This window comes from Vibrio clamense, from assembly GCF_050337905.1.
In the GTDB taxonomy this organism is placed as follows: Bacteria; Pseudomonadota; Gammaproteobacteria; order Enterobacterales; family Vibrionaceae; genus Vibrio; species Vibrio cortegadensis.
The window spans coordinates 192,648-217,133 of record NZ_JAKJTJ010000024.1; the positions used below are offsets into that span (position 1 = coordinate 192,648).

Genomic DNA, 24,486 nt, shown 5'->3' on the forward strand with positions numbered 1-24,486 from the left:
TTATATAGGTGGGAGCTAAATATCACCGACTTATCCGCATATGCACGTGTAATAAAAGTCACAAAAAATGCGAATAAGTGTAAGTATCCTACAATTTTGTTTTATTAAACTCCAACGAAAGTTGCCCTCTGTAGACCATTTTTTTCGCGCTAAAATGAATATATCGAGTAACATTTGTGCAACATTAGGTAAATAACGCTTATTTAATGCATGTTTATTGATATTTGTTAGGTTGAATTTAAATACCTGTTGCTAGTATCGCCGGATTTATTTTGCAGGGATGTAATTTACTTTCATGAATCAAACTGAGATTCATTCTTATTTGTTCAACGAGTTTAAATATGCAATTACATGAGTTAGTAAACACTTTAGGTCAAGATCTTCAGCGTCGATATGGTGAGAAAGTACATAAATTGACGTTGCACGGCGGTTTTAGCTGCCCTAATCGAGATGGGACGATTGGTAAAGGAGGGTGTACATTTTGTAATGTGGCCTCTTTTTCTGACGAACAGACTCAAGTAAAAAGCATTGTTGATCAACTGCAAGATCGTGCGGGTGAAATTCACCGTGCAAAAAAATACCTCGCGTATTTCCAAGCCTACACGAGCACTTACGCGGAAGTGCAAGTATTAAGAAATATGTACGAAGAAGCATTAAAAGCAGCGGATATTGTTGGTCTATGCGTAGGCACCCGGCCTGATTGTGTACCTGATGCGGTACTAGATTTGCTCTCTGAATACGTCAATCAAGGTTATGAAATTTGGCTAGAGCTTGGTTTACAAACAGCAAACAACGATACGTTGAAAAGAATTAACCGAGGCCATGACTTTGAATGTTATGCAGAAATAACCAAACGAGCTCGCGCATTAGGCATTAAGATTTGCACTCATTTGATTGTAGGCCTTCCTAAAGAAACCAAAAAAGACAACATTGAAACGTTGGAAAAAGTACTCGAAGTGGGCACTGATGGTATTAAGTTGCATGGTTTGCATATTGTGGAAGGAAGCACGATGGCTAAAGCATGGAAAGCGGGGCGATTGGAAGCGCCTGAGTTAGAAGAGTATGTGGATATTGCCAGTCATATGATCCGCATGACGCCTGCTGATATTGTATTTCATCGAGTCTCTTCTGCGGCTCGCCGACCAACACTGCTTTCTCCATTATGGTGTGAAAACCGTTGGTTAGCGATGACTGAAATTGGTCGAAGTCTAAATCGACAGGGAGCTCAAGGAAGCTTAACTGAAGAGGCTTTTGTCTATACCAAGCCACAGTTACTTTCGACAAAATAGCTGACGAAATAAAGATAACTGACGTATAAGCTGATATATTGTTTAATAGTTAAGAAATAATATATGGATACGTTATTTAATGGATCAATTGTGGCACTGGTTATGGCAGCCAGCCTTTGGATACGGCGCTGTCATTCTCGTCATTATAATATGCATTTTTAGCATATGGTTTACTTATAACCATTACCAGCGCCAATTGAGCATATTGATCCAAGGCTCTCCTCTTGCGCTTATGCTTGTCAGTGAAAAGACAGGTGAATTACTACTTACTAATCAACACTCTATGCAATTACTAGGCATTCGCTTAGTCGGTAATATGCACCTGATGCCAGAATCAATTCCTTCCGATTATTTCCTCTCGTTTTTTGATGGTTTAACCGAAAAAAAATTTAGAGGATTAAATAGATCATGGCCAGTATCCAGTGATGAATCGGTAAAGATCAGCTTTTCAGGTCGAAAAGTGGCTTACCAAGGAGAAAGCGTGTGGTTAATTTATGTAATTGAACGTGAAGCCACCAACGAAGAGCATAAGCAAGAGCTAGCAAAATTAAGCGTGGCCAAAACGGCACTCAATTCGTTGAGTGAGCTTATCTATATTAAAGATAGTGACGATAAATTATTAGCCACTAACCGTGCGTTCGACTCTTTTTGGCTGAATCGACTTGATGAAGGCGATGTTAAGATTGAAGAAGGCGTAAGAAATCGCACCAGCTCTAAAAGGTGGACTATTTCACCTGAAGGCCGCAGTTGCTTGCTTGAAACTAACCAAAGTGTATTGATGTCTGAAGAAGGGAAACCCTTAGGTACCCTTTGCATCAGCCATGATGTAACGGAATGGCACAATATTCAGCAGAATTTACGTGACGAAATGGAACGGCGTAAAGATACTGAAGTCGCGTTGGCACAGCGTGATACCATTCTGCAAAACATCTTAGAGTCTAGCCCTGACTCAATCGGTATCTTCAATGAGAATATGATTTATCAAGCGTGTAATGAACCATTTGTTCACGCATTGGGGATAAATCATGTCGACGATCTTATCGGTAAACGATTACAAGATGTCATTCCTGATTCAATGTATAGCCGATTATCTGAAACGGATAGGCAAGTTTTACACGAAGATAAATCACTCAGGTACATTGATAAAGTTCGATCTAGCAGAGGGGAGTTTACTTGGTATGACGTGGTTAAGTCGCCATTTTGGGATCCTGCATCAGGTACTAATGGTGTGCTAGTTATGGCTCGTGATATTTCAGAACGCTATCTTGCTGAACAGAAACTGGAAAAAGCTAACTTAGAGCTCGAACGTTTAAGTTTTATTGATAGCTTGACTCAAGTGCCTAACCGTCGCCGTTTTGATGAACAACTAAGCACATTATGGCCCCATCACTCCCGAGAAAGATTACCGATTTCTATCATGCTTTGTGATATTGATTACTTTAAAGGATACAACGATCTTTATGGGCATCAAAAGGGCGATGATGCATTAGTGCAAGTGGCGAATGTCTTTAAGCAAATTTTGAATCGCTCATCCGATTGTGTTGCAAGATATGGCGGTGAAGAGTTTGCTTTCATTCTGCCAAATACGACGCTTGAAGGAGCGAAGTTAGTCGCGCAACGGATACATGCCCAGATCGAAAGCTTACAACTCGAACATGATGACTCACTGATCTCCGACCATATTACCATCAGTATTGGCTTGATTTCGTGTGTTCCTAAGTTTGATGAACTTGCAGAAGTTGCGGTTGCGAATGCTGACAAAGCGTTATATCAAGCGAAAGCTCAAGGCCGGAATCAAACGTGTATCTATTCTGCAGGCAGTGACGAGCAGTGATAACGTTCATTTGATTTACAGTTATACCATTCCATGTGATGGGCTTAGCTTACCTGTTGAGTTTAAACAGGTTAGAATGTTCTGAGTCTTATCGCATGGAGCCGTTGATGAAACCCATGAAAAACCTCGCCCAATACTACGTTGACCTGTTGGTTAAATTGGGCATTCTCCGATTTTCTATCTTATTAGCCCTCGCGCTTGTCGCTTTAGCCGTTGTTGTCCAAGTTGGTATTACCTTAGCGTTGAAAGGTGGCGTTGGCGATATTGATATCGTTCGCTCTGTCTTCTTTGGTTTACTGATTACTCCGTGGGCCGTCTATTTCCTTTCAGTTGTGGTTGATCAGCTCGAAGAGTCTCGTCAACGTCTCTCTAAACTCGTCTCTAAATTAAAAGATATGCGTTCTCGCGATCAAGAACTTAATCTGCGTTTACAACAAAATATTGCAAAACTTAATCAGCAGATTGAGGAGCGAGAGAAAGCGGAAGAAGCTCGAGAAGAAGCAATTAAAGATCTTGAGAATGAAGTGTATCAAAGAGAGCGGACTCAAGTTGAACTTGCAGAAAGAACGGCGCTACTGCGCTCATTTATCGATGCTTCCCCTGACCTGATCTACTACCGTAATGCAGATGGGGTATTTTCTGGCTGTAACCGTGCAGTTGAAGAGTTGACGGGTAAAAAAGAGCAGCAACTGGTGGGGCTGACCCCATGGGATGTCTACAGCAAAGAGATCGCGCAACAAGTAGTAGAGACCGATGAGAAAGTCTTTAGTGATAATCAAGCTCTGACTTATGAGCAGTGGCTAGAGTATCCAGATGGGCATAAGAGCTACTTTGAACTTCGTAAAGTGCCATTTTATAACAAAGATGGACGTCACCTTGGCTTGGTTGGCTTTGGTCGAGACATTACAGAGCGTAAGGAATACCAAGAGACGCTTGAAAAAGCGAGCCGTGACAAAACCACTTTTATTTCCACTATTAGTCATGAACTCAGAACACCGTTAAATGGTATCGTTGGTTTAAGTCGGATGTTGTTAGAAACTCAACTGACTGACGAGCAACGTAAGCATATGCAAACCATCAAAGTGAGTGCGGTCACTTTAGGCCATATCTTCAATGATATTATCGATATGGATAAATTTGATCGTCGTAAACTTGAGCTTTTACCCGTGCCGCTGAATTTTGATGATTTTGTGTCAGAGATGGAGAGCATTTCCGCTCTCATGGCTGAGCAGAAAGGCTTAAGGTTTGATCTTGAAAGATTGAGTGACCTACCCACCGCAATAAAAGTAGATGCCACGCGTTTACGCCAAGTACTGTGGAACCTGATTAGTAATGCGATGAAATTCACCAAAGAAGGTGGTGTCGTCATGAACGTCAGTGCTGATATTGGTGACGAATTTGCTGATATCACCATGGAAGTGGAAGATAGTGGTATTGGGATACCGGAGCATGAAATTGATAAAATCTTTGCCATGTACTACCAAGTTAAATCAGGAAAAGACAATTTACATGCGGTGGGAACAGGGATTGGTTTAGCGGTTTCAAGACAACTGATTAATTTAATGGATGGAGACATAACCCTGACAAGTGAGGAAGGGTTTGGTAGTACATTTACCGTCAATATCCGAGTTCCTTTGGTTCAAGAAGGTACTCCTATTCGCAAGCAACCACGAGCTCAACAAAGTCTTAATATTTTTATGGTTGAAGACATTGAATTGAATGTCACCGTGGCGCGTTCGTTGCTGGAAAACTTAGGGCACCAAGTTACTGTCGCGATGACTGGTGAAGAGGCCATTGCTAATTTCCAACCTGATGCTTACGACTTGGCCTTACTGGATATTCAATTACCGGATATGACAGGTTTTGATGTCGCGAAATATTATCGAGAGCATTACCCTCAATTACCACCGCTGGTTGCTCTGACTGCTAATGTGATAAAAGACAAGCGTGAGTATTTTGAAAATGGCATGGATGAAGCGATCAGCAAGCCTTTAACTGTGAAGGCCATTCAAGATGCTATTACAGAGCTTATTGAAATAGAACAAGCGGTTGAATCAACAGAGTCAAAACCAGAGGTTCATCCACCCGTGCTAGAACAAACCAAGGCGCGTGAACCAACAGAAATTGAAATTAGACTGCTGGATCTGACCATGTTGGAATCGTATATCGATATTGTTGGCACGAAGCCTGTGTTTGATAGTATTGCTATGTTTGAAGATATGATGCCCAGCTATTTAGAGATTCTCGATTCAAATATGATAGCTAAAGATAAACCGAGTATTGTATCGGAAGCTCATAAAATCAAAGGTGCGGCTGGCTCGATTGGACTAAAGCATATCCAAAGTGTTGCTCAAAAAGCTCAAACACCGGATGCTCCAGCATGGTGGGAAAATATCTCTGATTGGGTAGAAGAAATAAAGAATGAGTATCAGCATGATATTCAAGTATTAAAAGATTGGCTAAACCAAAGGTAACGTTATGAAAAAATTAACACTCGCATGCATGCTTGTATTAGCAGGTTGTTCAACAGCACAAGTTGATTGGCAGCAAGATAGTCAGATGTTAGTTGCTCAGTCGGAAGTTAAATTAAGCAGCAATTTGTGGGTCAATAAGATGCCACAGATTGGGGAGGCACAAGAGCAGACATTAAATGGTTCTATCTATTTAAAATCTGATACTAGCTTACCTGCGACACTTGAGTTGAACAGCGTGACCTTACGCCAAGGAGAGAACCTATGGCTTTTAGATGGAGATGCGATAGAAGTGAGAACTCACAGTGAAAACTCGTGGGAAATCGCTTTTCAGTGGCAATTAGATGTACTTCCAAACCTGCCGATTGATATCGCCGTAGAAACGAAAAACGAAGACAAGGTGGAGTGGTTAGTCGAGAAAGGTGTCAATATTGACGCTATTTACTAAGACCTAAGCTCTAAACTTAAGATCTAAAACCTAAAACCTAAGCCTTACGTTTTAAGGGCTCAGATCTAAAAAAGGGATGATGCTTTCGCATTATCCCTTTTTTGATACTCTGTTTTTAGTGAAATCTATTCTTCTAGATCGCCACAGAAACGGTAACCTTCACCGTGAATCGTTGCAATGATTTCAGGAGTACCTGAAATAGATTCGAAGTGCTTACGGATACGGCGAATGGTTACATCAACAGTACGATCGTGTGGTTTTAGCTCACGGCCTGTCATTTTCTTCAGTAAGTCTGCGCGAGTTTGGATTTTTCCAGGGTTCTCACAGAAGTGCAGCAATGCACGGAATTCAGAACGAGGCAGTTTGTAGCCTTCGCCGTCAGGGCTTACTAGAGAGCGGCTATTGATATCTAGGATCCAACCGTTGAACTCATACTTCTCTACGCTACGTTTCTCTTCTTGAACTGTGTTAGCACTCATAGAGCGGTTCAATAGGTTACGCGCACGGATAGTTAATTCACGTGGGTTGAATGGTTTAGTGATGTAATCATCAGCACCAATTTCAAGACCAAGGATCTTGTCGACTTCGTTATCACGACCCGTTAAGAACATTAACGCTACATTTGCTTGTTCACGGAGTTCACGAGCGAGTAATAGACCGTTTTTGCCAGGTAAGTTGATATCCATGATAACCAAATTAATTTGATTGTCAGATAACACTTGGTGCATCTCTTCACCATCACTAGCCTCAAAAACAGCATATCCTTCTGCTTCAAAAATGCTCTTAAGAGTGTTACGAGTTACTTGCTCATCTTCAACGATAAGAATCTGCGGGGTTTGCATTGGCGGTACCTAAATTTGTGACGAAATTGTGCTAATAGAATAAATTCTAGGCAAAAATATAACATACAGGTAATGTTTTTTTGATAATAAACTAAAGTTTTCAAAAATACACTTACTTAAGCTATCCGCCATCCATGGAAAGTTGCCAAAGAACGAGGTTTCCGTTACGTCTTTCATTATTCTGCCAGTTAATGAGCGGATTCTATAATCTTAACAGCTTGCTAACAATGCTAGAATGTTAATTCCATTCACTTTGTTGATTTATATCAAGAGATGAAATGTAACAAATATTAATAGTATGCAGAAAATCCAAAACATGTATCAATATGACTGAATGATAGCTTGAGTTGCGCTCTTATTCAGAGATGAATTTAGCTTCTAATTAATGGTATAATTGTAATTAGCCTATAAAGCACTGTAATTTAATCTGTTTTTTATGTTTTAAATTATATATTACTGCCTCTATAAATTGAAAATACAGAATAAGAAACCAATATCAATAAGAAATTTTTCTGAATTTAGAGTACAGTTATTTGTCTTAGGTAACGAAACCGTAAATTTCTTAATAAGATTATAGACGTTTTAACGAGTTTTGACCTCAGTCCAATTTTTTAGTTTTCGATCTTTGCTTTGCTCTACTCTGACCGAAAACAGACTTTTTTTATCCTAGGATTGCGATAAGGAAAGACGCCAGATGTGAAAAATGATGGCGTAGTAAAATTTAAAGTTGTTATTAGTCCTATAATTTATAGGGATAATGACTTCTGAACTCATGGAGGAATGATGAAAGATATAACCCCTGATATTTGTGATCAGTATGAAGATAAGGTCACACTACTCAACTTACCACTACAAAACTTCGGCCAACGAGATGCCTTTTGGGGCGAGATTGTGACGGTAAGGTGCTATCACGATAATTCAAAAGTTCGCGATATATTAGACCAAAACGGCAAAGGGAAAGTGTTATTTGTTGACGGCAATGGTTCATGCCAAAAAGCGTTACTTGGGGATCAATTAGCGATTAAAGCGATTGAGAATCATTGGGAAGGCATCATTGTTTATGGTGCTGTAAGAGACGTAGCTATGCTCTCTCAAATGGATCTCGGGATTAAAGCGTTAGGTAGTTGCCCATTTAAAACGGAGAAGCGCGGAGCAGGTGATACGCAGGTGACGCTGACGATACAAAACCAGTTAATTCAACCGGGTGATTATATTTATTCCGACTGGAATGGAATACTCACATCAAAGGATTTACTTTCATTTTAAAAACGGAAGCATATTAAAAACGAAAGCCTAAACCGACTTCAATACCTTGCTGCCACTCTTGGTAATCGAGAGTGGCATGTAAATCTAGATTGTCAGACAAGCGCATTCGACTTGAGATCTCAGCAGCCATCACACCTTGTTTCTCATTGTTTATTTCAACGTTTGTCGAGCGTAGAGTACTTTTTACAATGATCCGCTCACTCACCTTATAACTGACACCACTAAGAAAACCATTATCGCTGCCAAGTGCGGAATTATTGACATGAGCCCCTACATACAAATCCACAGAGTTAAATAGATTGTATGAGTAACCACCATCAATGTTCCAGACATCAAATTTTTCGTTGAACTGATTTTCACTAGAAAGGAAAAACTGGTGCGGAGAGGCATTCAGCGAAGAGGGAAGTTGTGGAAGTGTGGTTGCGAAACAAGCAGGCGCAATCAAGGTTAATAGACAGATCAATAATCTCATTATCCACTCCTTGATTGATTTTGTACTAACGGCACAAATTATTATTTTTATGAGCATGCTTTCACTCTATGAATCTAATTAAAGCACAATGGAAAAGTGATTGCTGTAAAAATCATATAGCAATTAGTTATTAACTTATGTGTCTTTGACAATGCTTTGTTTGAGCTAATTAGAAGCGATAAAAAGAGCTTTCAACCGATAATTCTAGTTAAATATGAAAAAAAATCAGTTTTTAATTGACTAAAGTTTGTAAAATCGGTAAACGTAGAGTTACGCAATCGCAAAGAGTATAGAGAATTATCATATGCTTCATAACAGCCAACTAGTAATGACCACCACCATTATTATTACCGATATTATAAATGTTGGGGCAGGCTGCTAAGCGAAATTTTTCAAAAAAAGGCCTGTATCTAACGAGATACGGGCCTTTTTTTTAGGTCATTTTTACGATTTTTGGAGAAAGGGATGCGAGTTTTAAAGTTTGGAGGATCATCGTTAGCAGATGCAGATCGTTTTTTACGAGCTGCGGATATCATTGCTAATAATGCTCAACAGGAAGAGGTTGCGGTTGTTCTATCTGCACCAGGAAAAACGACCAATAAATTAGTAGCAGTGATCGATGGAGCTTTACGCAATGGCGAAGCCGAGCTGCAAATTGCGGAGCTTGAGTCATCATTTCAAGAGCTATTTATCGCCATTAAGGCTGTTCTGCCTAATATCGCAAACACGGCGTTTGATAATCAAGTTAAGACCTCATTATCGCAACTACGCCAATTTGTGCATGGTATTAACTTACTGGGTATGTGCCCAAATCATGTTAATGCACGCATTATCAGTAAAGGCGAGCGAATCTCTATTCAGCTAATGAAAGCGGTATTAGAGGCAAAAGGGCAAGCTGCCAACTTGATTGATCCCGTTCAATATCTATTTGCTAAAGGTGATCACCTTGAAGCCATGGTTGATGTTGATGTTTCTACTCAAAACTTTCGTCAGAATCCACTTCCTAGCGGCAGCGTCAGCATTATGCCTGGTTTTACCGCCGGTAATGAAAAAGGTGAATTAGTCACTTTAGGTCGTAATGGTTCTGACTACTCAGCTGCTGTATTAGCAGCATGCTTGCGTGCAGATTGCTGTGAGATCTGGACGGACGTGGATGGTGTTTATAACTGCGACCCTCGCTTGGTTGATGACGCTCGCTTGTTAAAATCACTGAGCTATCAAGAAGCGATGGAGTTATCCTATTTTGGTGCTTCAGTATTGCACCCTAAAACCATCGCACCGATTGCTCAATTCCATATTCCATGCTTAATCAAAAATAGTTTTAATCCACAAGGTGCTGGGACACTTATTGGTCAAGATACAGGTGAAGATAACCTCGCAATTAAAGGGATCACCACGCTAAGTAACCTAACAATGGTTAATGTATCGGGCCCAGGAATGAAAGGCATGGTAGGCATGGCGAGCCGTGTTTTCGGTGCGATGTCCTCTGCTGGTGTTTCTATTGTCCTGATTACGCAATCTTCATCCGAGTACAGTATCAGTTTCTGTATTGAAGAAATGGATAAACTGCGAGCACAGCAAGTTCTACGTGACGCTTTTGAATTGGAACTTAAAGATGGTCTTTTAGAGCCTGTAGAGTTTATTGATGATGTCGCCATTGTCACTCTTGTTGGGGATGGTATGCGCACTTCTCGTGGTGTGGCTTCTCAATTCTTTGCTTCTTTGGCTGAAGTGAACGTCAATATTGTCGCGATTGCTCAAGGCTCTTCAGAACGCGCGATTTCAGCGGTGATCCCAGAAGATAAGATTAAAGAAGCGATCAAAGCGTGTCATGAGAACTTATTTAACTCTAAACATTTCCTTGATGTCTTCGTTGTTGGTATTGGTGGTGTCGGTGGTGAGTTAGTCGACCAAATTCAACGTCAACAAGCAAAATTGGCGGACAAAGGCATTGTGATCCGGGTTTGTGGTTTGGCGAACAGTAAAGGTTTGCTGCTTGATAGTGAAGGGTTGCCACTTGAACACTGGCGAGACCGAATGAAGAGCGCAACGGAAGAGTTTAGCCTTGCAAGGCTCATTTCACTTGTTCAGCGCAACCATATTATCAACCCTGTATTGGTCGACTGCACATCCAGTGAAGGAATCGCCAAGCAATACGCCGATTTCCTAGGCGCAGGTTTCCACGTGGTCACACCAAACAAAAAAGCCAATACCGCAAGCATGGCTTACTATCACCAATTACGAGATGTGGCGAGAAGTTCACGCCGTAAATTGATGTATGAAACAACGGTTGGTGCAGGGCTTCCTGTTATCGAAAACTTGCAAAACCTGATTTCAGCGGGCGATGAGCTTGAGAAATTCAACGGTATTTTATCTGGCTCTCTCTCTTACATCTTCGGAAAACTTGATGAAGGTATGACATTAAGCCAAGCAACGAACATTGCAAAAGAGAATGGCTTTACTGAACCGGATCCTCGTGATGATCTCTCTGGTATGGATGTCGCGCGTAAATTGCTGATCCTCGCTCGTGAAGCGGGTATGGCTCTTGAACTGGAAGATGTTGAAGTGGATCAAGCTCTACCACCTGGTTTTGACGATTCAGGAAGTATCGAAGAGTTCATGGCGCGCTTACCTGAAGCGGATGAATACTTTAAACAGCAGTTAGCTGCGGCCGCAGAAGAGGGTAAAGTTTTACGTTATGTCGGTGAAATTAACGAAGGGAAGTGCAAAGTTCGTATCGCCGCTGTGGATAGCGACGACCCAATGTTTAAGATTAAAGATGGTGAGAACGCCTTAGCCTTCTATAGCCGCTATTATCAACCGATCCCGTTAGTATTACGTGGCTACGGTGCGGGAACCGAAGTTACCGCTGCAGGGGTTTTCTCTGATGTAATGCGTACCCTTGGCTGGAAGTTGGGAGTTTAACCATGAGTTCTACGAATAACGGTGTTGTCGTTTACGCACCAGCATCTATCGGCAACGTAAGTGTTGGCTTTGATGTACTGGGTGCCGCGGTATCGCCAATTGATGGCTCGCTGCTTGGTGACCGAGTGTTGGTACAAGATGGTGAGCAAGCCTTTAGCTTAAAAACTGCAGGTAACTTTGTCTCTAAGCTGCCTGAAAATCCACAAGATAATATTGTGTATGATTGCTGGGTTGTGTTTGCTCGCGAGTTAGATCGCAAAGGGGTAGCGCTTAAACCTCTTGAAATGACGCTTGAGAAAAACATGCCAATTGGTTCGGGGCTAGGATCGAGTGCCTGTTCGATTGTCGCTGCCCTCGATGCGCTCAATCGTTTTCATGAACAGCCACTAAATGAGACTGAACTTTTAGCCCTAATGGGAGAGATGGAAGGGAAGATCTCTGGTGGTATCCATTATGACAATGTCGCCCCTTGTTATCTTGGTGGCGTGCAACTTATGCTAGAAGAGCTCGATATCATCAGCCAAGAAGTACCATGCTTTGATGATTGGTTCTGGGTGATGGCATATCCGGGCATTAAAGTATCGACGGCGGAAGCGCGTGAAATTCTACCGTCTCAATATCGCCGCCAAGATATTATTGCACACGGACGTCACCTCGCAGGCTTTATTCATGCGTGTCACTCGAATCAACCTCAGCTTGCCGCGAAGATGATCAAAGACGTGATCGCTGAACCATATCGTGCGAAACTGCTACCGGGGTTTGCTGATGCACGTAACTATGCGACATCAGCCGGAGCGCTTGCCACAGGAATCTCAGGCAGTGGTCCAACGCTATTTAGCATTTGCGAAACACAAGATGTCGCAGAGCGCGTTGCTCTTTGGCTCGAACAAAATTACGTACAAAATAAAGAAGGATTCGTTCATGTTTGTCGTTTAGATAAGCAGGGTTCGATCGTTACAGGAAGTTCACTATGAAGCTGTACAACATCAAAGAAAATGACGAGCAAGTCTCTTTTGGCCAAGCCGTGCGCCAAGGGTTAGGTCGTAATCAAGGTCTATTTTTTCCATCAGTATTACCAAAGTTTGATGATATTGATGCACTACTTGCAGAGGATTTTATCCCTCGTAGTAGCAAAATATTATCAGCACTGATTGGTGATGAACTGTCAGCTGAGACAGTCAATGAACTGGTGGATGCTGCATTCCAATTCCCAGCACCGATTAAAAAGGTAAAAGAGGGAGTGTACGCACTGGAGCTATTTCATGGGCCGACACTAGCGTTCAAAGATTTTGGTGGTCGTTTTATGGCTCAATCTTTGGCAGCGGTATCCGATGGTGGAAAGATCACTATTCTTACTGCTACGTCAGGTGATACAGGCGCTGCGGTTGCTCATGCTTTCTATGGTATGGAAAACATTAATGTTGTGATCCTATATCCGAAAGGCAAGATCAGCCCTCTACAAGAGAAGCTTTTCTGCACGTTAGGTAAAAATATCCACACAGTAGCCATTGATGGTGACTTTGACGATTGCCAAGCATTAGTGAAGCAATCATTTGATGATGCCGAACTGCGTAAAGAGATAGGTTTAAATTCGGCGAACTCCATCAATATTAGTCGCTTAATGGCTCAGATTTGTTACTACTTCGAAGCGGCTGCTCAAATGACAAAAGAGCAGCGTGAAAATCTAGTGATCTCAGTACCAAGCGGCAACTTTGGTAACTTGACCGCTGGGTTGTTGGCAAAATCGTTAGGGCTACCTGTTAAGCGCTTTATTGCGGCAACCAACGAAAACGATACTGTGCCTCGTTATTTAGAGACTGGTCAATGGGATCCAAAACCAACGGTAGCGACAACATCAAATGCAATGGATGTAAGCCAACCGAATAACTGGCCTCGTATAGAAGAACTTTGTCAATTGAAAGGCTGGGGTTTGGATACGTTAGGTAAAGGTAAAGTATCAGACGAGCAGAGTGCGCAATCTGTACGTGACCTACAAGCTCAAGGTTACTTATGTGAGCCGCATGGCGCGATAGCTTATCGTCTGCTTGATGAGCAACTTCAGGCTGATGAAACAGGACTATTCCTTTGTACGGCTCACCCAGCTAAGTTTAAAGACGTAGTTGATGATATTTTAGGTACAGACATCGAACTGCCAGCGCCTTTAGCAAAACATGCGGCATTAGCGCTATTATCGGAAGATCTAGAAAATGATTTTGATGCTTTGAAAGTGGTATTACGTAACGCTCAAAAGTAAGCGCAAGTGACAGATAAACAAACGGCACTCAATTGAGTGCCGTTTTTCTATTTGATGCTACACCAACCTAAGGTTGAGATTGCTGAGTATCAATTATAGAGATTCAGTAAAAGTACGTGCGATTACGTCTTTTTGCTGTTCAACAGTTAAAGAGTTGAAACGTACAGCGTAGCCAGAAACACGGATTGTTAACTGTGGGTATTTTTCTGGGTGCGCAACTGCATCTTCAAGTGTTTCACGTTTTAGAACGTTAACGTTAAGGTGTTGACCACCTTCGATTAGCGGTGCGCTTTCAATTGCAACTTCACGGCTTTCGTACTCACCTAGTTCTGCTGCTGCAACAACTTGGTCAGCTTCGTAGCCTGCAGAAGCAACAACACAGCGAGCTTCATTTTTTTCGCTGTCTAGTAGCCAGATTGAGTTTAGTAGCGCGTCGTTTGCAGCTTTAGTAATTTGAATACCTTGAATCATCACTATCTCCTAGTCCACTTCTGTGGTGTTTATTGTGGTGTTAACTTTCGAATTTTATTGAGCAGGGTATTATATATCCAATATCCGACATGATAGTATTGATTTAGATCAAATTACAACTAAAAACCATTATTTTTTCAAGGTTGTTTTATTGCGCTGAATCAATAAAACCTTTAAAAACATGCTGGTTACAATTTATTTGATAATATAAAAAATAGTTAACAACTCATTTTGTTGTAAACTTACTACAAAATGAGTCTAAATTTTGAACTCAATCAAAGAATAACAACCGGTTAGAGACTAAAACTGAAAGTACAAAGTGATTAAAGAACATGAAAACTTCAAAGCAAATAACGAAATATATTGGTGCACATGTCTCGGCGGCAGGTGGTGTTGATCAAGCTCCACTGAGGGCACGAGAGTTAGGAGCAAATGCTTTTGCTCTGTTTACTAAGAACCAAAGACAGTGGGTAGCAAAACCACTTGAAGCGGCAACGATCAGCGCATTTAAAGCGAATTGCAAAATGCTGGGCTTCTCTGCAGAGCAAATTCTGCCCCATGACTCATATTTGATTAACTTGGGCGCTCCAGAAGAAGAGAAGCTTGAGAAATCGCGCGCGGCATTTATAGATGAAATGGAGCGATGCCAACAGTTGGGGCTAACACTGCTTAATTTCCATCCCGGTAGCCATTTAAAGAAAATCTCAGAGAGCGAATGTTTGTCTAAGATTGCAGAGTCAATAAATTTAGCTCATCAAGCAGTGCCTAATGTTGTCGCCGTTATCGAGAATACGGCTGGTCAAGGAACAAACCTTGGTTGGCGTTTCGAGCATCTCGCTGAAATCATTGATCAAGTAGAAGATAAATCGCGAGTTGGTGTTTGCTTAGATACCTGCCACACATTTACTGCTGGGTATGATTTACGAAGTGCAGAGGCTTGTGAAGCGACGTTTGCTGAGTTCGATAATGTTGTAGGCATGCAATATTTAAGGGCAATGCACCTAAATGACTCGAAAGTAGAATTTGCGAGCCGAGTGGATAGGCACCATTCATTGGGTAAAGGAGAAATTGGTTGGAGCTGTTTTGAATATATCATGGCTGATGCGCGTTTTGATTCTATCCCTTTGATTTTAGAAACAATAGATTCAACCATTTGGAAAGATGAAATTCAGCAGCTAAGAAAATTTCATTTGGATTCAATTCGCTAATTGACTGACGCATAAACTTGGCATCTTTTTTCATGTCTTTTATACGGCACTCTCCTGCTCAGTATTTATTAGCAGGAGGGGGCTGAATGAGTAGGATCTGATTTAGTTGAATGTAGTGGAGGATGCCATATGCAAGATTCAAACGGTTTAATAGGAATATCGAAACCGACAGTGAGACCCCTGTCCCCAACATCACGTTTGCCGATCCCTAATCGGCATATCACTGGCCCAAACCCACACCGTTGCCCAACTCGCCCTCGACCCTAAAATTAATTCTCTACTAATGTACATGCCGCAGCGTAGAATAGGGCAATGTTTATTTTTCGAGAATTACAATGAACCCTTTTAGCTGTTGGAATGATGTCATTGAGTCTGAAAAGCAGAAAGCGTATTTTCAGGCTCTGGTTGAGTTTGTCGGATCACAACGAAAGCAAGGTAAATCGATTTACCCTCCTGAATCTGATGTGTTTAATGCCTTTGAGCATACTGAGATTAGCAAGGTTAAAGTGGTTATTTTGGGGCAAGATCCATATCACGGTGCAAATCAAGCACACGGTTTATGTTTCTCAGTGCTTCCGGGAATAAAAATACCGCCATCACTACGAAATATGTACAAGGAATTGGCTGAAGATATTGATGGATTTGTAATACCAGATCATGGCTATTTGACCTCTTGGGCAGATCAAGGAGTGTTACTGCTTAATACTGTCTTCACGGTTGAAGAAGGGTTGGCTCACTCTCACTCTAAATGTGGCTGGGAAACGTTTTCTGACAAGGTCATTGAAGTACTGAATGCTCAAGGTGATGGCATTGTTTTTTTATTATGGGGAGCGCATGCCCAGAAGAAAGGTCAAATGATCGATCGTGAGCGTCACCATGTCTTGGCTGCTCCACACCCTTCACCACTTTCAGCCCGACGTGGATTTTTTGGTTGTCAGCATTTCTCTCAAACCAATCAATTACTTATTGATAGTGGAAAACAACCGATTAATTGGCATCTTCCTGTAACGTTATAGTTCATCATGTTTGATAAAGTCTGCTTAAAAAGTTAATTGGCTGTTTTTCGACCAAAATCAAAGCAGGATGAGTCCTCTTTATATACACTTACTTTTAGTGAGTATAACGGAGGCTTACAATGATGATTGAAAGGATTAGACGAGAGCATGGCTATATGGTTCGCCTGCTAGCCATTTTAAGTACTAAACTCAAGCAGTTGAATAACGATCAACCAATCAACTACAGCTTAGTAAAAGAGGTAGTCGATTACTTAGCGAATCATTCAGAAAAAATACACCACCCTAAAGAAGATGTTCTATATCACTATTACCAAGAGCATTACGGTCATCAACAAGAGATCGAAAACCTTGAATCTCAGCATGTCACGTTATCTGAAAAAACACATGAATTCTTAGGCGTCGTGGAAATGATTTTGCAAGATGCCGTTGTTCCACGTGAAGTCTTTACTAAACAACTCCAAGAATTTATTACTGACCAGCATGAGCATCTCGATTTTGAAGAGAAAAAGATCATCCCTCTGATTAATCGAGCGTTTACAACGGAAGATTGGCAACAAGTCGAAGCGTTGTGGGAACAAGAAGATAATGACCCAGTATTTGGGGAGACGATTGCAGATCGGTATTTACAGTTGGCAGAAAGAGTTCGGCTGACTGAGCGGGAATGCATTTAGTTTACACGATACTTTCAGCTAAGTGAGATGAGACTAAGCAGGTTGTCTTTAAGGAAGATTGCTTTTCAGTTCACTGTAATAGTTGATTTGGCTAAATAGAAAGAGGCGCATATGCAGCGCCTCTTTTATATTGATCGTTGGGTTGAGTTAGAGAGCAAGGGAAACCAGACTCTCTAGTTAACGGTTAAAGCTCAATATCTTCATATTTGTAATCTAGACATCCATCAAGATCCATCAGCTCTTTTTGGAGACGTTTTTTATCGTTAATCGCTTCAATTTCTCGCCATTTACGCTTGGCGGGTTTGGTTTTTGTTGAGCGAGTTGGAGGTGTAAAGCTATCCATAACATGTTCTAGTTGCAACCCTTCCATAAGCTACCTCATTTGTTTAGTTATTCTTCCTTCTCGGAAGCTGTTTATTAGCATATTTTCGAGCAGTATAACCTTGATATGTTTCTCATTTGTTTCTTTTTCATTACGTTTTCGTACTATTTTTCACTGAGCCGCACACTTTTTACAATGTGATTTGGTTAAAAATTATCCAAACGAGTCGATGTTCGTGATTAAATTTGTAGGCTCTAATTGTTAACTAATCGTGTTTAATTAGGCGTATTTGGCGTGGTGTGTGTTTTGTTTCTTATAGCCTAATTCAGAATGGATGTGGGATGGGTCAATATAATTTGAGAGATTTGGCTGACACCTTGGTTTGCCTACTTTTATTGCTCACATAAGGAATGCCATTCCCATAAGAGGGTGAACACCTATCTTGTGGTGTTTATGTGATTATTTGTGTCTGGAATTGAAAGTAAATGTTTCCTGTTGTGTTAACGGTAGGTGACGTATTGGTGAGAATTAACATACGTTATGCGCTCGATCTCTTATTGATTTTTCCCCAATCAAGCTGCATTATCCGCCCGTCAAAATACACTGATACGTAAAATGGATGCATGAAGCGACAATTTACATTCTAACTTGCAATAAAACGCAATATAACCAATGCCAAACACAACATTGACACATGGCATAAGCGAGTTAGAGGAGGGCTAGGAAGCAGGATCAGTGCAACTCTATGTGAGGTTCAAGTGACAGATTTAATCAATTTAATGAATGATCTCCTTTGGGGATCGATTTTAGTTTATCTTTTGGTTGGTGTAGGTATCTACTTCACTATCCGCCTTGGGTTTATTCAGTTTCGCCATTTTGGTCACATGTTCAGTGTCCTAAAAGACAGCCGTAAAGCGGACAGTGCTGGTATCTCTTCTTTTCAAGCGCTTTGTACCAGTTTAGCTGCTCGTGTTGGTACAGGTAACATGGCTGGTGTGGCTGTTGCTCTTACTGCTGGTGGCCCAGGTGCTATTTTTTGGATGTGGCTAATTGCGATGCTTGGTATGGCAACATCATTTGCCGAAAGCACATTGGCGCAGTTATACAAAACCAAAGATGACGATGGTAACTACCGTGGCGGCCCTGCGTACTACATGGAAAAAGGGTTAGGAATGCGTTGGATGGGGGTTCTATTCTCTATCTTCCTTATCATCGCTTTCGGTCTTGTTTTCAATGCAGTTCAAGCGAACTCAATTGCTGGCGCAATGAAAACGGCTTTTGGCATTGAAGAAATCTATGTCGGTATCGGTATCGTTCTTCTTTCCGCTGTGGTTATTTTTGGTGGCATCAAGCGTATAGCACGTACTGCAGAACTGATCGTTCCTGTAATGGCCCTCGCTTACTTAGGTATTGCACTGTTCGTGATGTTCATGAACCTTGAAAAAGTACCTGAAGTGTTAGCGCTGATTTTCAAGAGTGCGTTTGGTTTCCAAGAAGCGGCTGCGGGTGGTTTAGGCTACGCGATTGCTCAAGCTATGATCCAAGGTATTAAACGTGGTCTGTTCTCGAATGAAGCGGGTATGGGTTCTGCACCTAATGCTGCGGCGTCGGCAACACCATATCCACCACACCCAGCATCTCAAGGTTATGTTCAGATGCTAGGCGTATTTATGGACACTATTGTGATCTGTTCAGCGACGGTTGCGATTATCCTAATGTCGGGTGAATATGTTCCGCACGGCGAAATTACGGGTATTGAGCTGACTCAACGAGCATTGACGGCACAAGTGGGTCCATGGGGCGGCATTTTTGTTGCCGTTGCAATCTTCTTCTTCGCCTTTACATCGATCATTGCTAACTACTCATACGCTGAAACGAACTTGATCTTCTTAGAGCATAATCATAAAGCGGGCATTGGTATATTCCGTGTCGTGGTTCTTGCAATGGTGATGTTTGGTTCAATGGCGACCCTGCCAACGGTTTGGGCGCTTGCTGATGTATCAATGGGGCTGATGGCGATAGTGAACTTGGTGGCGATTATCTTGCTATCAGGGATCGTGATTAAGCTTGCGAAAGATTACAACCAGCAGTTGAAAGCAGGCAAACTACCCACTTTTAATGCAGATGATTTCCCTGAGCTAAAATCTCAGCTTGAAGATGGCATTTGGGATAACAACAAAAAAGACTAACTGTTTCGAATTACTGAAATAGTTAAATAAAAGCCATGTTGCAGTCAGTTAATGACGCAGCGTGGCTTTTTTTATACTCTAAGAAAAATATTACTATAAGGTACAAGTCATGCTAATCGTTGTTTCACCCGCTAAGACGTTGGATTATGAGTCTCCACTTGTCACTGAACGTTTTACTCAGCCTGAATTTATTGAACATTCGGCAGAACTGATTGAGGAGTGTCGTAAACTTACCCCTACCGATATATCAGCATTAATGAAAGTGAGTGATAAAATCGCTGGCTTGAACGTGGCGCGTTTTGAACAGTGGCGTGAAGAGTTTAGCCTTGAGAACGCCCGACAAGCTATTTTGGCTTTTAAAGGCGATGTTTATACTGGGCTCGATGCTCAAACGTTGAGTGATGGCGACTTTGACTATGCACAGTCACACTTACGTATGCTCTCGGGCCTCTATGGTTTGTTAAAGCCGTTAGATTTGATGCAGCCTTACCGCTTAGAGATGGGAACGCGGTTAGCCAACGCTCGTGGCACTAACTTGTATCAGTTCTGGGGTGATCTCATTACCGATAAGTTGAACCAAGCATTAGAAGCGCAAGGCGATAATGTGCTGATCAACTTGGCGTCGAATGAATACTTTAAAGCGGTCAAGCCAAAGAAATTGAATGGCGACGTGATTACGCCAGTATTTAAAGATTGTAAGAACGGCCAATATAAAGTGATCAGCTTTTATGCGAAGAAAGCACGAGGCTTGATGGCGCGTTACATTATTGAAAACCGTATTGAATCGGTTGAAGAGCTTGTGAAGTTTGATGTGGCGGGTTATTACTTTGTAGAACAAGAGTCAAACGCTAAAGAGTTGGTATTTAAGCGCGAAGAGCAGAACTAATTTAGTTTGTTTGGCTAAGTTCTCAGCTCAAGCGAGCCTAGTTTCAATTTAGATGAACTTAATAAAAAGGCCGATCAATTGTTATTGATCGGCCTTTTTGTCTCTTTCAATTTAGCAACGAGGTAGACGCTTGTGTCACAAGATCGATAACCTCACCTTTTCAAATCGAACTACTTTTTCTTTTTCTTCGCGCTTTTCTTTTTAGCGACGGCTTTTTTGTCGTCTTTTTTCACTTTCTTTTTCTTACTGAAAGTCGGCTTTTTATGCGTTGGTCGCATGCCTTCAATGAAACGCTCTTTAATGCTCTCTTTGGTGTAACGAGCAACACGTTCAATCATTGGTTGGTCATGGGCTTCAAGAATCGAAATCGCATTACCTTTCTTACCAGCACGAGCGGTACGGCCAATACGGTGCAGGTAGACATCGGCAGTACGAGGCATATCGTAGTTGATAACGTGGCTTACGTCCGGAAGGTCGATACCACGCGCGGCAACATCGGTTGCCAATAATACGTTGATGCTGCCATCACGGAAACGAGACATAGCACTGTTACGACGATCTTGTGGCATTTCACCTTGGATCCAAACACATGGGATCTTGGCACTTTCTAATTGAGAACGGAGTTCAGCCAAACGATCGCGGGTTTTCAAAAATACGATAGTGCGTTCCGCTTGCTCTGTGATGATGTGTTTCAGTAGCGCAAGTTTGTGATCTGGCGTATCGGCACGGTGATACCACTGAGTGATCTTCTTACGTTCACGTAGTGATGATTGTGCATCGATTTCAGCAGGGTTTTTAAGAAGATCTTCAGTAAAGCCTTCAACGCCTTTGCCTTCTAGTGTTGCTGAGAATAGCAACGTCTGTTTACGCCAGCGACATTCAGCAGCAAGGCGGTCAACAACCGGAGCAAAGCCCATATCAAGCATGCGGTCAGCTTCATCTAAGATCAGCCATTCAATGGCACGGCAATCAAAACGCTCAGCTTCAATGTACTCCATTAAGCGGCCTGGTGTTGCAACCACGATATCTTGAGTCGTGCCAAGAATATCAGCATGCTCTTGGTACATGACACCACCGGTAATGGTGAAGACATTTAAACTGGTGTATTTCGCCATTTCACGAGCTTGATCGGCAACCTGCATAGCAAGCTCACGAGTCGGAGTAAGAATCAGGACACGCGCAGGGCCGCCTTTCTTACGTGGGAAATCGAGTAAGTACTGCAAAGCGGGCAGAGCAAAAGAGGCAGTTTTACCTGTGCCTGTCGGGGCTGATGCTAAAACGTCTTTTCCATCTAACGCTTGTGGGATCGCTTCTGCTTGCACTTGTGTTGGGCGTTCGTAGCCCATTTCGTCGATTGCTTTTAGCAGATCTTGGTCAAGATCGAGTTCTGCAAAGGTTCTGATCACTGTTGTTTCTCCACAAGCAATAATGTTCTCCACAAGCCATTTCATTTACGGCATGGAGGATAAAAAAGAATAGTCGGGCATTATAGAAGCATTAGTGATTAGGATCACATGATATTTCTACATCTTGAGATAAAAATCTTTGGTTAACGCAATAAAGTCATCGCTATAACCGTTTGCGCCGTGAATCGTTAAACATTCCACCGACGTTTCTTCCGGTTGTTTACTTAATTCGAATAAGATCCGATGTTCAGGTTTTCGCTCTGAAGGCTTAACGGTACAAATTCGACTTAAAAACCAGCCCATCTCTTTCGCCATATCAATGAAAGCTTGGCCTTCCACTTTTGGCAGAATAAAACTCGCTTTTCCTTGTTCAGAAAGTAGTGCGTGGCTGCGTGCTAATAGATCGCGATGCGATAGGGTGTCGGTATGACGGGCAGTGGCTCGCTGGGTATGTTGTGACTGTTCGCCATTATTGAAGTAAGGCGGGTTACAGATGATGGCATCAAATGTGTGACTGAAATCTTGAGTAAGAATATCCCCAAGTAAACCCTTAATGCGCTGTGACCAAAGTGATGATTGGAAATTGTGTGTTGCCGCTTGAATTGCATGTTGATCAATATCGATAGCTTGGAGCTTGGCATTTGGAAAACGTTGAGCACACATGAGAGCGAGTAATCCTGTCCCTGTCCCTAAATCCAATATTGTTTGTGCTTGATGTGGCTCGAACCACGCACCGAGTAGAACGCCATCGGTACTGACGGGCATACCACTTTGCCCCCCATTGATTGAGAATTGTTTAAAATTGAAGCTCTTAGTTTTTAACGTGCTACTTTTCATGTTTATTCTGGCGCTTTGATTAATTTAAGTAATTACATCTAATGTTAAACAAATGTTTGGTTGAATGTTCTGGTTGTTATCGGTTTTAGGTCTTTTATGATCCAAATATAATACTGGATATTTTTTCAGAGCCAGTGATATTCACTGCTTTTGAGGTGAATATGTAAATTAATATGGTGTTTTTTTCTTGAGACTTGCGGATTGATGAGTGTTTGGTCATTATGCGGCTCTATTTTCTTGATGCTACCTCGCATTTTTGAGTGGTTCATTTCCGAAAGTAAACACAACATTTAATAAATTATAAGTATAAGGGTTATCTGTGAAACAGAGTTTAAAATTAACAGATATAATTGCATTGGGCTTCATGCTTTTTGCTTTTTTCTTGGGTGCTGGCAACATTATCTTTCCACCTCTAGCGGGTCAGCTAGCGGGTGAAAACCTATTGCCTGCAATGAGTGGCTTTTTATTAACAGCGGTAGGTCTTCCTTTGGTTACCATTATTGCTATTGCTGTTGCGGGTGGCACATGGGGCCATTTGACTAAAGACTTGCCAAAGCAAGCTGCGACTATCATGGCGGTTCTGATCTTTATCATTATCGGCCCTGCATTTGCAGCACCTCGTACCGGTCTTGTTGCCTACGAGATGGCAGTTAAACCATTCATTATCGATGCCGCTCAAATTGATTTAACGATCTTCTCTATCATTTTCTTTGCTATCGCGATGGGTTTCGCTTGGACGCAGGGCAAACTGATTGATGTGATTGGTAAAGTATTAACACCTGCACTTTTTGTCGGTCTTATTATTTTAGCTGTTGCCGTATTCACAAACCCTCAAGGTGCGATGATTGCCGCTCAAGGGGATTACCTGACTCAGCCGTTGACGAAAGGTTTCCTTGAAGGCTACAACACAATGGATACGTTCGGTTCATTGATGTTTGGTATGCTAATTGTTGATGCCATGCGCAGTAAAGGCGTAACAGAGCGTGCTGCAGTAACTAAATACCTGATCAGCGCAGCGTGTATTGCGGCTGCTGGTTTAGCATTTGTTTATATCTCACTGTTCTACCTTGGCGCGACAAGTGCAGCAGTAGCAAGTGGTGTAGATAACGGCGGTGTTGTGCTTAGCCTATACGTTCAAGCTCTGTTTGGACCATCTGGCCAGATTGTTCTGTCTGTCATCGTAATGCTAGCGTGTTTAACCACAGCCATTGGCCTGATCTCAGCATGTTCTGATTACTTCAGCTCATTGACGCCACTGTCTTACAAAAAATGGGTCATCATCAATGGTGTGGCTTGTGCAATAGTGGCAAACGTGGGTCTAGCTCAGCTTATTTCACTCTCTGTACCTGTGCTGTTTGCACTGTACCCAGTGGCGATTGCATTGGTTGCACTTACCTTTATCCGTAAGAAGCTACCAAACCCGCAAATGGCGTACCGTGTTGTGATTTTAGTATCTCTGATGTTCGCTATGATTGATGGCGCTAAAGTGGCTGGCGTTGATGTTTCTGCGCTAAATATGCTGCCTCTATTTGACATCGGTATGGGTTGGTTATTACCAACAGTGACCGCGATGGTTTGCATGTTCTTTGTAGGTAAATCTCAGCAAGAAGAGTTAGTAGAAGAAGTGGCATAACGTCATTCTGAATACTAAAAAAGGGGTTGATGTGTTAAGCATCAAC

At 41.9% G+C, this 24,486-nt stretch carries 20 protein-coding genes and 1 other annotated feature; of the genes, 14 read left to right on the forward strand and 6 right to left on the reverse strand.

Translation table 11 applies throughout. The annotated features are described in order from the left end of the window. The first annotated feature begins 341 nt into the window (after nt 1–341). The 4 genes from mnmL (at nt 342) to L4C39_RS13130 (ending at nt 6,042) form a co-directional block, all read left to right on the forward strand. Nucleotides 342–1,289, forward strand: coding sequence for a tRNA modification radical SAM protein MnmL/YtqA (gene mnmL / locus L4C39_RS13115; protein ID WP_261888533.1), 948 nt, complete (start codon nt 342–344; stop codon nt 1,287–1,289). A 79-nt stretch (nt 1,290–1,368) separates the two neighbouring features. Further along, nucleotides 1,369–3,123, forward strand: a complete 1,755-nt coding sequence (locus tag L4C39_RS13120) for a GGDEF domain-containing protein (protein ID WP_113799411.1) — start codon at nt 1,369–1,371, stop codon at nt 3,121–3,123. A gap of 107 nt (nt 3,124–3,230) precedes the next feature. Further along, a complete protein-coding gene (arcB, locus tag L4C39_RS13125; protein ID WP_136994149.1) occupies nt 3,231–5,597 on the forward strand; it encodes an aerobic respiration two-component sensor histidine kinase ArcB in 2,367 nt (788 codons plus the stop codon). A 4-nt stretch (nt 5,598–5,601) separates the two neighbouring features. After that, complete coding sequence (locus L4C39_RS13130; protein WP_017051049.1) at nt 5,602–6,042, forward strand: hypothetical protein; 441 nt, start codon at nt 5,602–5,604, stop codon at nt 6,040–6,042. 125 nt (nt 6,043–6,167) lie between these two features. Here L4C39_RS13130 and arcA read toward each other — a convergent pair whose 3' ends face one another. Continuing rightward, nucleotides 6,168–6,884 (reverse strand): two-component system response regulator ArcA, encoded by a 717-nt coding sequence (gene arcA, locus L4C39_RS13135; RefSeq protein ID WP_017051048.1) that lies wholly within the window; start codon nt 6,882–6,884, stop codon nt 6,168–6,170. Between the two features lie 783 nt (nt 6,885–7,667). Between arcA and L4C39_RS13140 the strand changes: the two genes are divergently transcribed. Next, nucleotides 7,668–8,150 (forward strand): putative 4-hydroxy-4-methyl-2-oxoglutarate aldolase, encoded by a 483-nt coding sequence (locus L4C39_RS13140; protein ID WP_017051047.1) that lies wholly within the window; start codon nt 7,668–7,670, stop codon nt 8,148–8,150. Between the two features lie 13 nt (nt 8,151–8,163). Here the strand turns inward: L4C39_RS13140 and L4C39_RS13145 are convergent, their stop codons facing one another. Beyond that, a complete protein-coding gene (locus tag L4C39_RS13145) occupies nt 8,164–8,637 on the reverse strand; it encodes a hypothetical protein (protein ID WP_029203204.1) in 474 nt (157 codons plus the stop codon). A gap of 302 nt (nt 8,638–8,939) precedes the next feature. Beyond that, nucleotides 8,940–9,057, forward strand: a sequence feature (Thr leader region). A 30-nt stretch (nt 9,058–9,087) separates the two neighbouring features. On the opposite strand from L4C39_RS13145, the gene thrA reads away from it, so the two are divergent. Genes thrA through thrC form a run of 3 tightly spaced genes read left to right on the forward strand, consistent with a single transcriptional unit; the run spans nt 9,088 to nt 13,801 of the window. Beyond that, nucleotides 9,088–11,547: a bifunctional aspartate kinase/homoserine dehydrogenase I gene (thrA, locus tag L4C39_RS13150; protein ID WP_017051045.1), complete on the forward strand. Its 2,460-nt coding sequence runs from the start codon at nt 9,088–9,090 to the stop codon at nt 11,545–11,547. Between the two features lie 2 nt (nt 11,548–11,549). Continuing rightward, a complete protein-coding gene (gene thrB / locus L4C39_RS13155) occupies nt 11,550–12,521 on the forward strand; it encodes a homoserine kinase (protein WP_017051044.1) in 972 nt (323 codons plus the stop codon). Further along, nucleotides 12,518–13,801 carry a threonine synthase gene (gene thrC, locus L4C39_RS13160; RefSeq protein WP_429746311.1) on the forward strand — a complete coding sequence of 428 codons (1,284 nt, stop codon included), beginning with the start codon at nt 12,518–12,520 and terminating at the stop codon, nt 13,799–13,801. Before thrB ends, thrC begins: the two co-directional genes overlap by 4 nt. A 93-nt stretch (nt 13,802–13,894) precedes the next feature. On the opposite strand, the gene grcA is transcribed toward thrC, so the two are convergent. Then, on the reverse strand, nt 13,895–14,272 hold the full coding sequence (gene grcA, locus L4C39_RS13165; RefSeq protein WP_017051042.1) for an autonomous glycyl radical cofactor GrcA: 378 nt from the start codon (nt 14,270–14,272) through the stop codon (nt 13,895–13,897). Between the two features lie 332 nt (nt 14,273–14,604). On the opposite strand from grcA, the gene nfo reads away from it, so the two are divergent. The 3 genes from nfo to L4C39_RS13180 all read left to right on the forward strand — a co-directional run bounded on the left by nfo (nt 14,605) and on the right by L4C39_RS13180 (nt 17,167). Then, the gene (nfo, locus tag L4C39_RS13170) at nt 14,605–15,480 is read left to right on the forward strand and encodes a deoxyribonuclease IV (protein ID WP_113799394.1); all 876 of its coding nucleotides are present in this window, start codon (nt 14,605–14,607) and stop codon (nt 15,478–15,480) included. A 335-nt stretch (nt 15,481–15,815) separates the two neighbouring features. Beyond that, a complete protein-coding gene (ung, locus tag L4C39_RS13175; RefSeq protein ID WP_136994144.1) occupies nt 15,816–16,496 on the forward strand; it encodes a uracil-DNA glycosylase in 681 nt (226 codons plus the stop codon). Between the two features lie 119 nt (nt 16,497–16,615). Further along, complete coding sequence (locus L4C39_RS13180; RefSeq protein ID WP_429746314.1) at nt 16,616–17,167, forward strand: hemerythrin domain-containing protein; 552 nt, start codon at nt 16,616–16,618, stop codon at nt 17,165–17,167. Between the two features lie 184 nt (nt 17,168–17,351). Here L4C39_RS13180 and L4C39_RS13185 read toward each other — a convergent pair whose 3' ends face one another. Beyond that, nucleotides 17,352–17,537, reverse strand: a complete 186-nt coding sequence (locus L4C39_RS13185) for a DUF3545 family protein (protein WP_017051038.1) — start codon at nt 17,535–17,537, stop codon at nt 17,352–17,354. A 710-nt stretch (nt 17,538–18,247) separates the two neighbouring features. On the opposite strand from L4C39_RS13185, the gene L4C39_RS13190 reads away from it, so the two are divergent. Together L4C39_RS13190 and yaaA are read left to right on the forward strand one after the other, a co-directional pair. Then, on the forward strand, nt 18,248–19,678 hold the full coding sequence (locus L4C39_RS13190) for an alanine/glycine:cation symporter family protein (RefSeq protein WP_017051037.1): 1,431 nt from the start codon (nt 18,248–18,250) through the stop codon (nt 19,676–19,678). 109 nt (nt 19,679–19,787) lie between these two features. Next, entirely contained in the window at nt 19,788–20,564 is a 777-nt protein-coding gene (gene yaaA, locus L4C39_RS13195; RefSeq protein ID WP_171756192.1) for a peroxide stress protein YaaA, read from the forward strand. 170 nt (nt 20,565–20,734) lie between these two features. Here yaaA and srmB read toward each other — a convergent pair whose 3' ends face one another. Together srmB and L4C39_RS13205 are read right to left on the reverse strand one after the other, a co-directional pair. Next, nucleotides 20,735–21,970: an ATP-dependent RNA helicase SrmB gene (srmB, locus tag L4C39_RS13200; RefSeq protein WP_113799637.1), complete on the reverse strand. Its 1,236-nt coding sequence runs from the start codon at nt 21,968–21,970 to the stop codon at nt 20,735–20,737. A gap of 117 nt (nt 21,971–22,087) precedes the next feature. Beyond that, nucleotides 22,088–22,807, reverse strand: coding sequence for a tRNA1(Val) (adenine(37)-N6)-methyltransferase (locus tag L4C39_RS13205; protein ID WP_429746316.1), 720 nt, complete (start codon nt 22,805–22,807; stop codon nt 22,088–22,090). Between the two features lie 319 nt (nt 22,808–23,126). Here L4C39_RS13205 and brnQ point away from each other — a divergent pair, with 319 nt between their 5' ends. Next, on the forward strand, nt 23,127–24,440 hold the full coding sequence (gene brnQ / locus L4C39_RS13210; RefSeq protein ID WP_113799384.1) for a branched-chain amino acid transport system II carrier protein: 1,314 nt from the start codon (nt 23,127–23,129) through the stop codon (nt 24,438–24,440). Nucleotides 24,441–24,486: the final 46 nt, after the last annotated feature.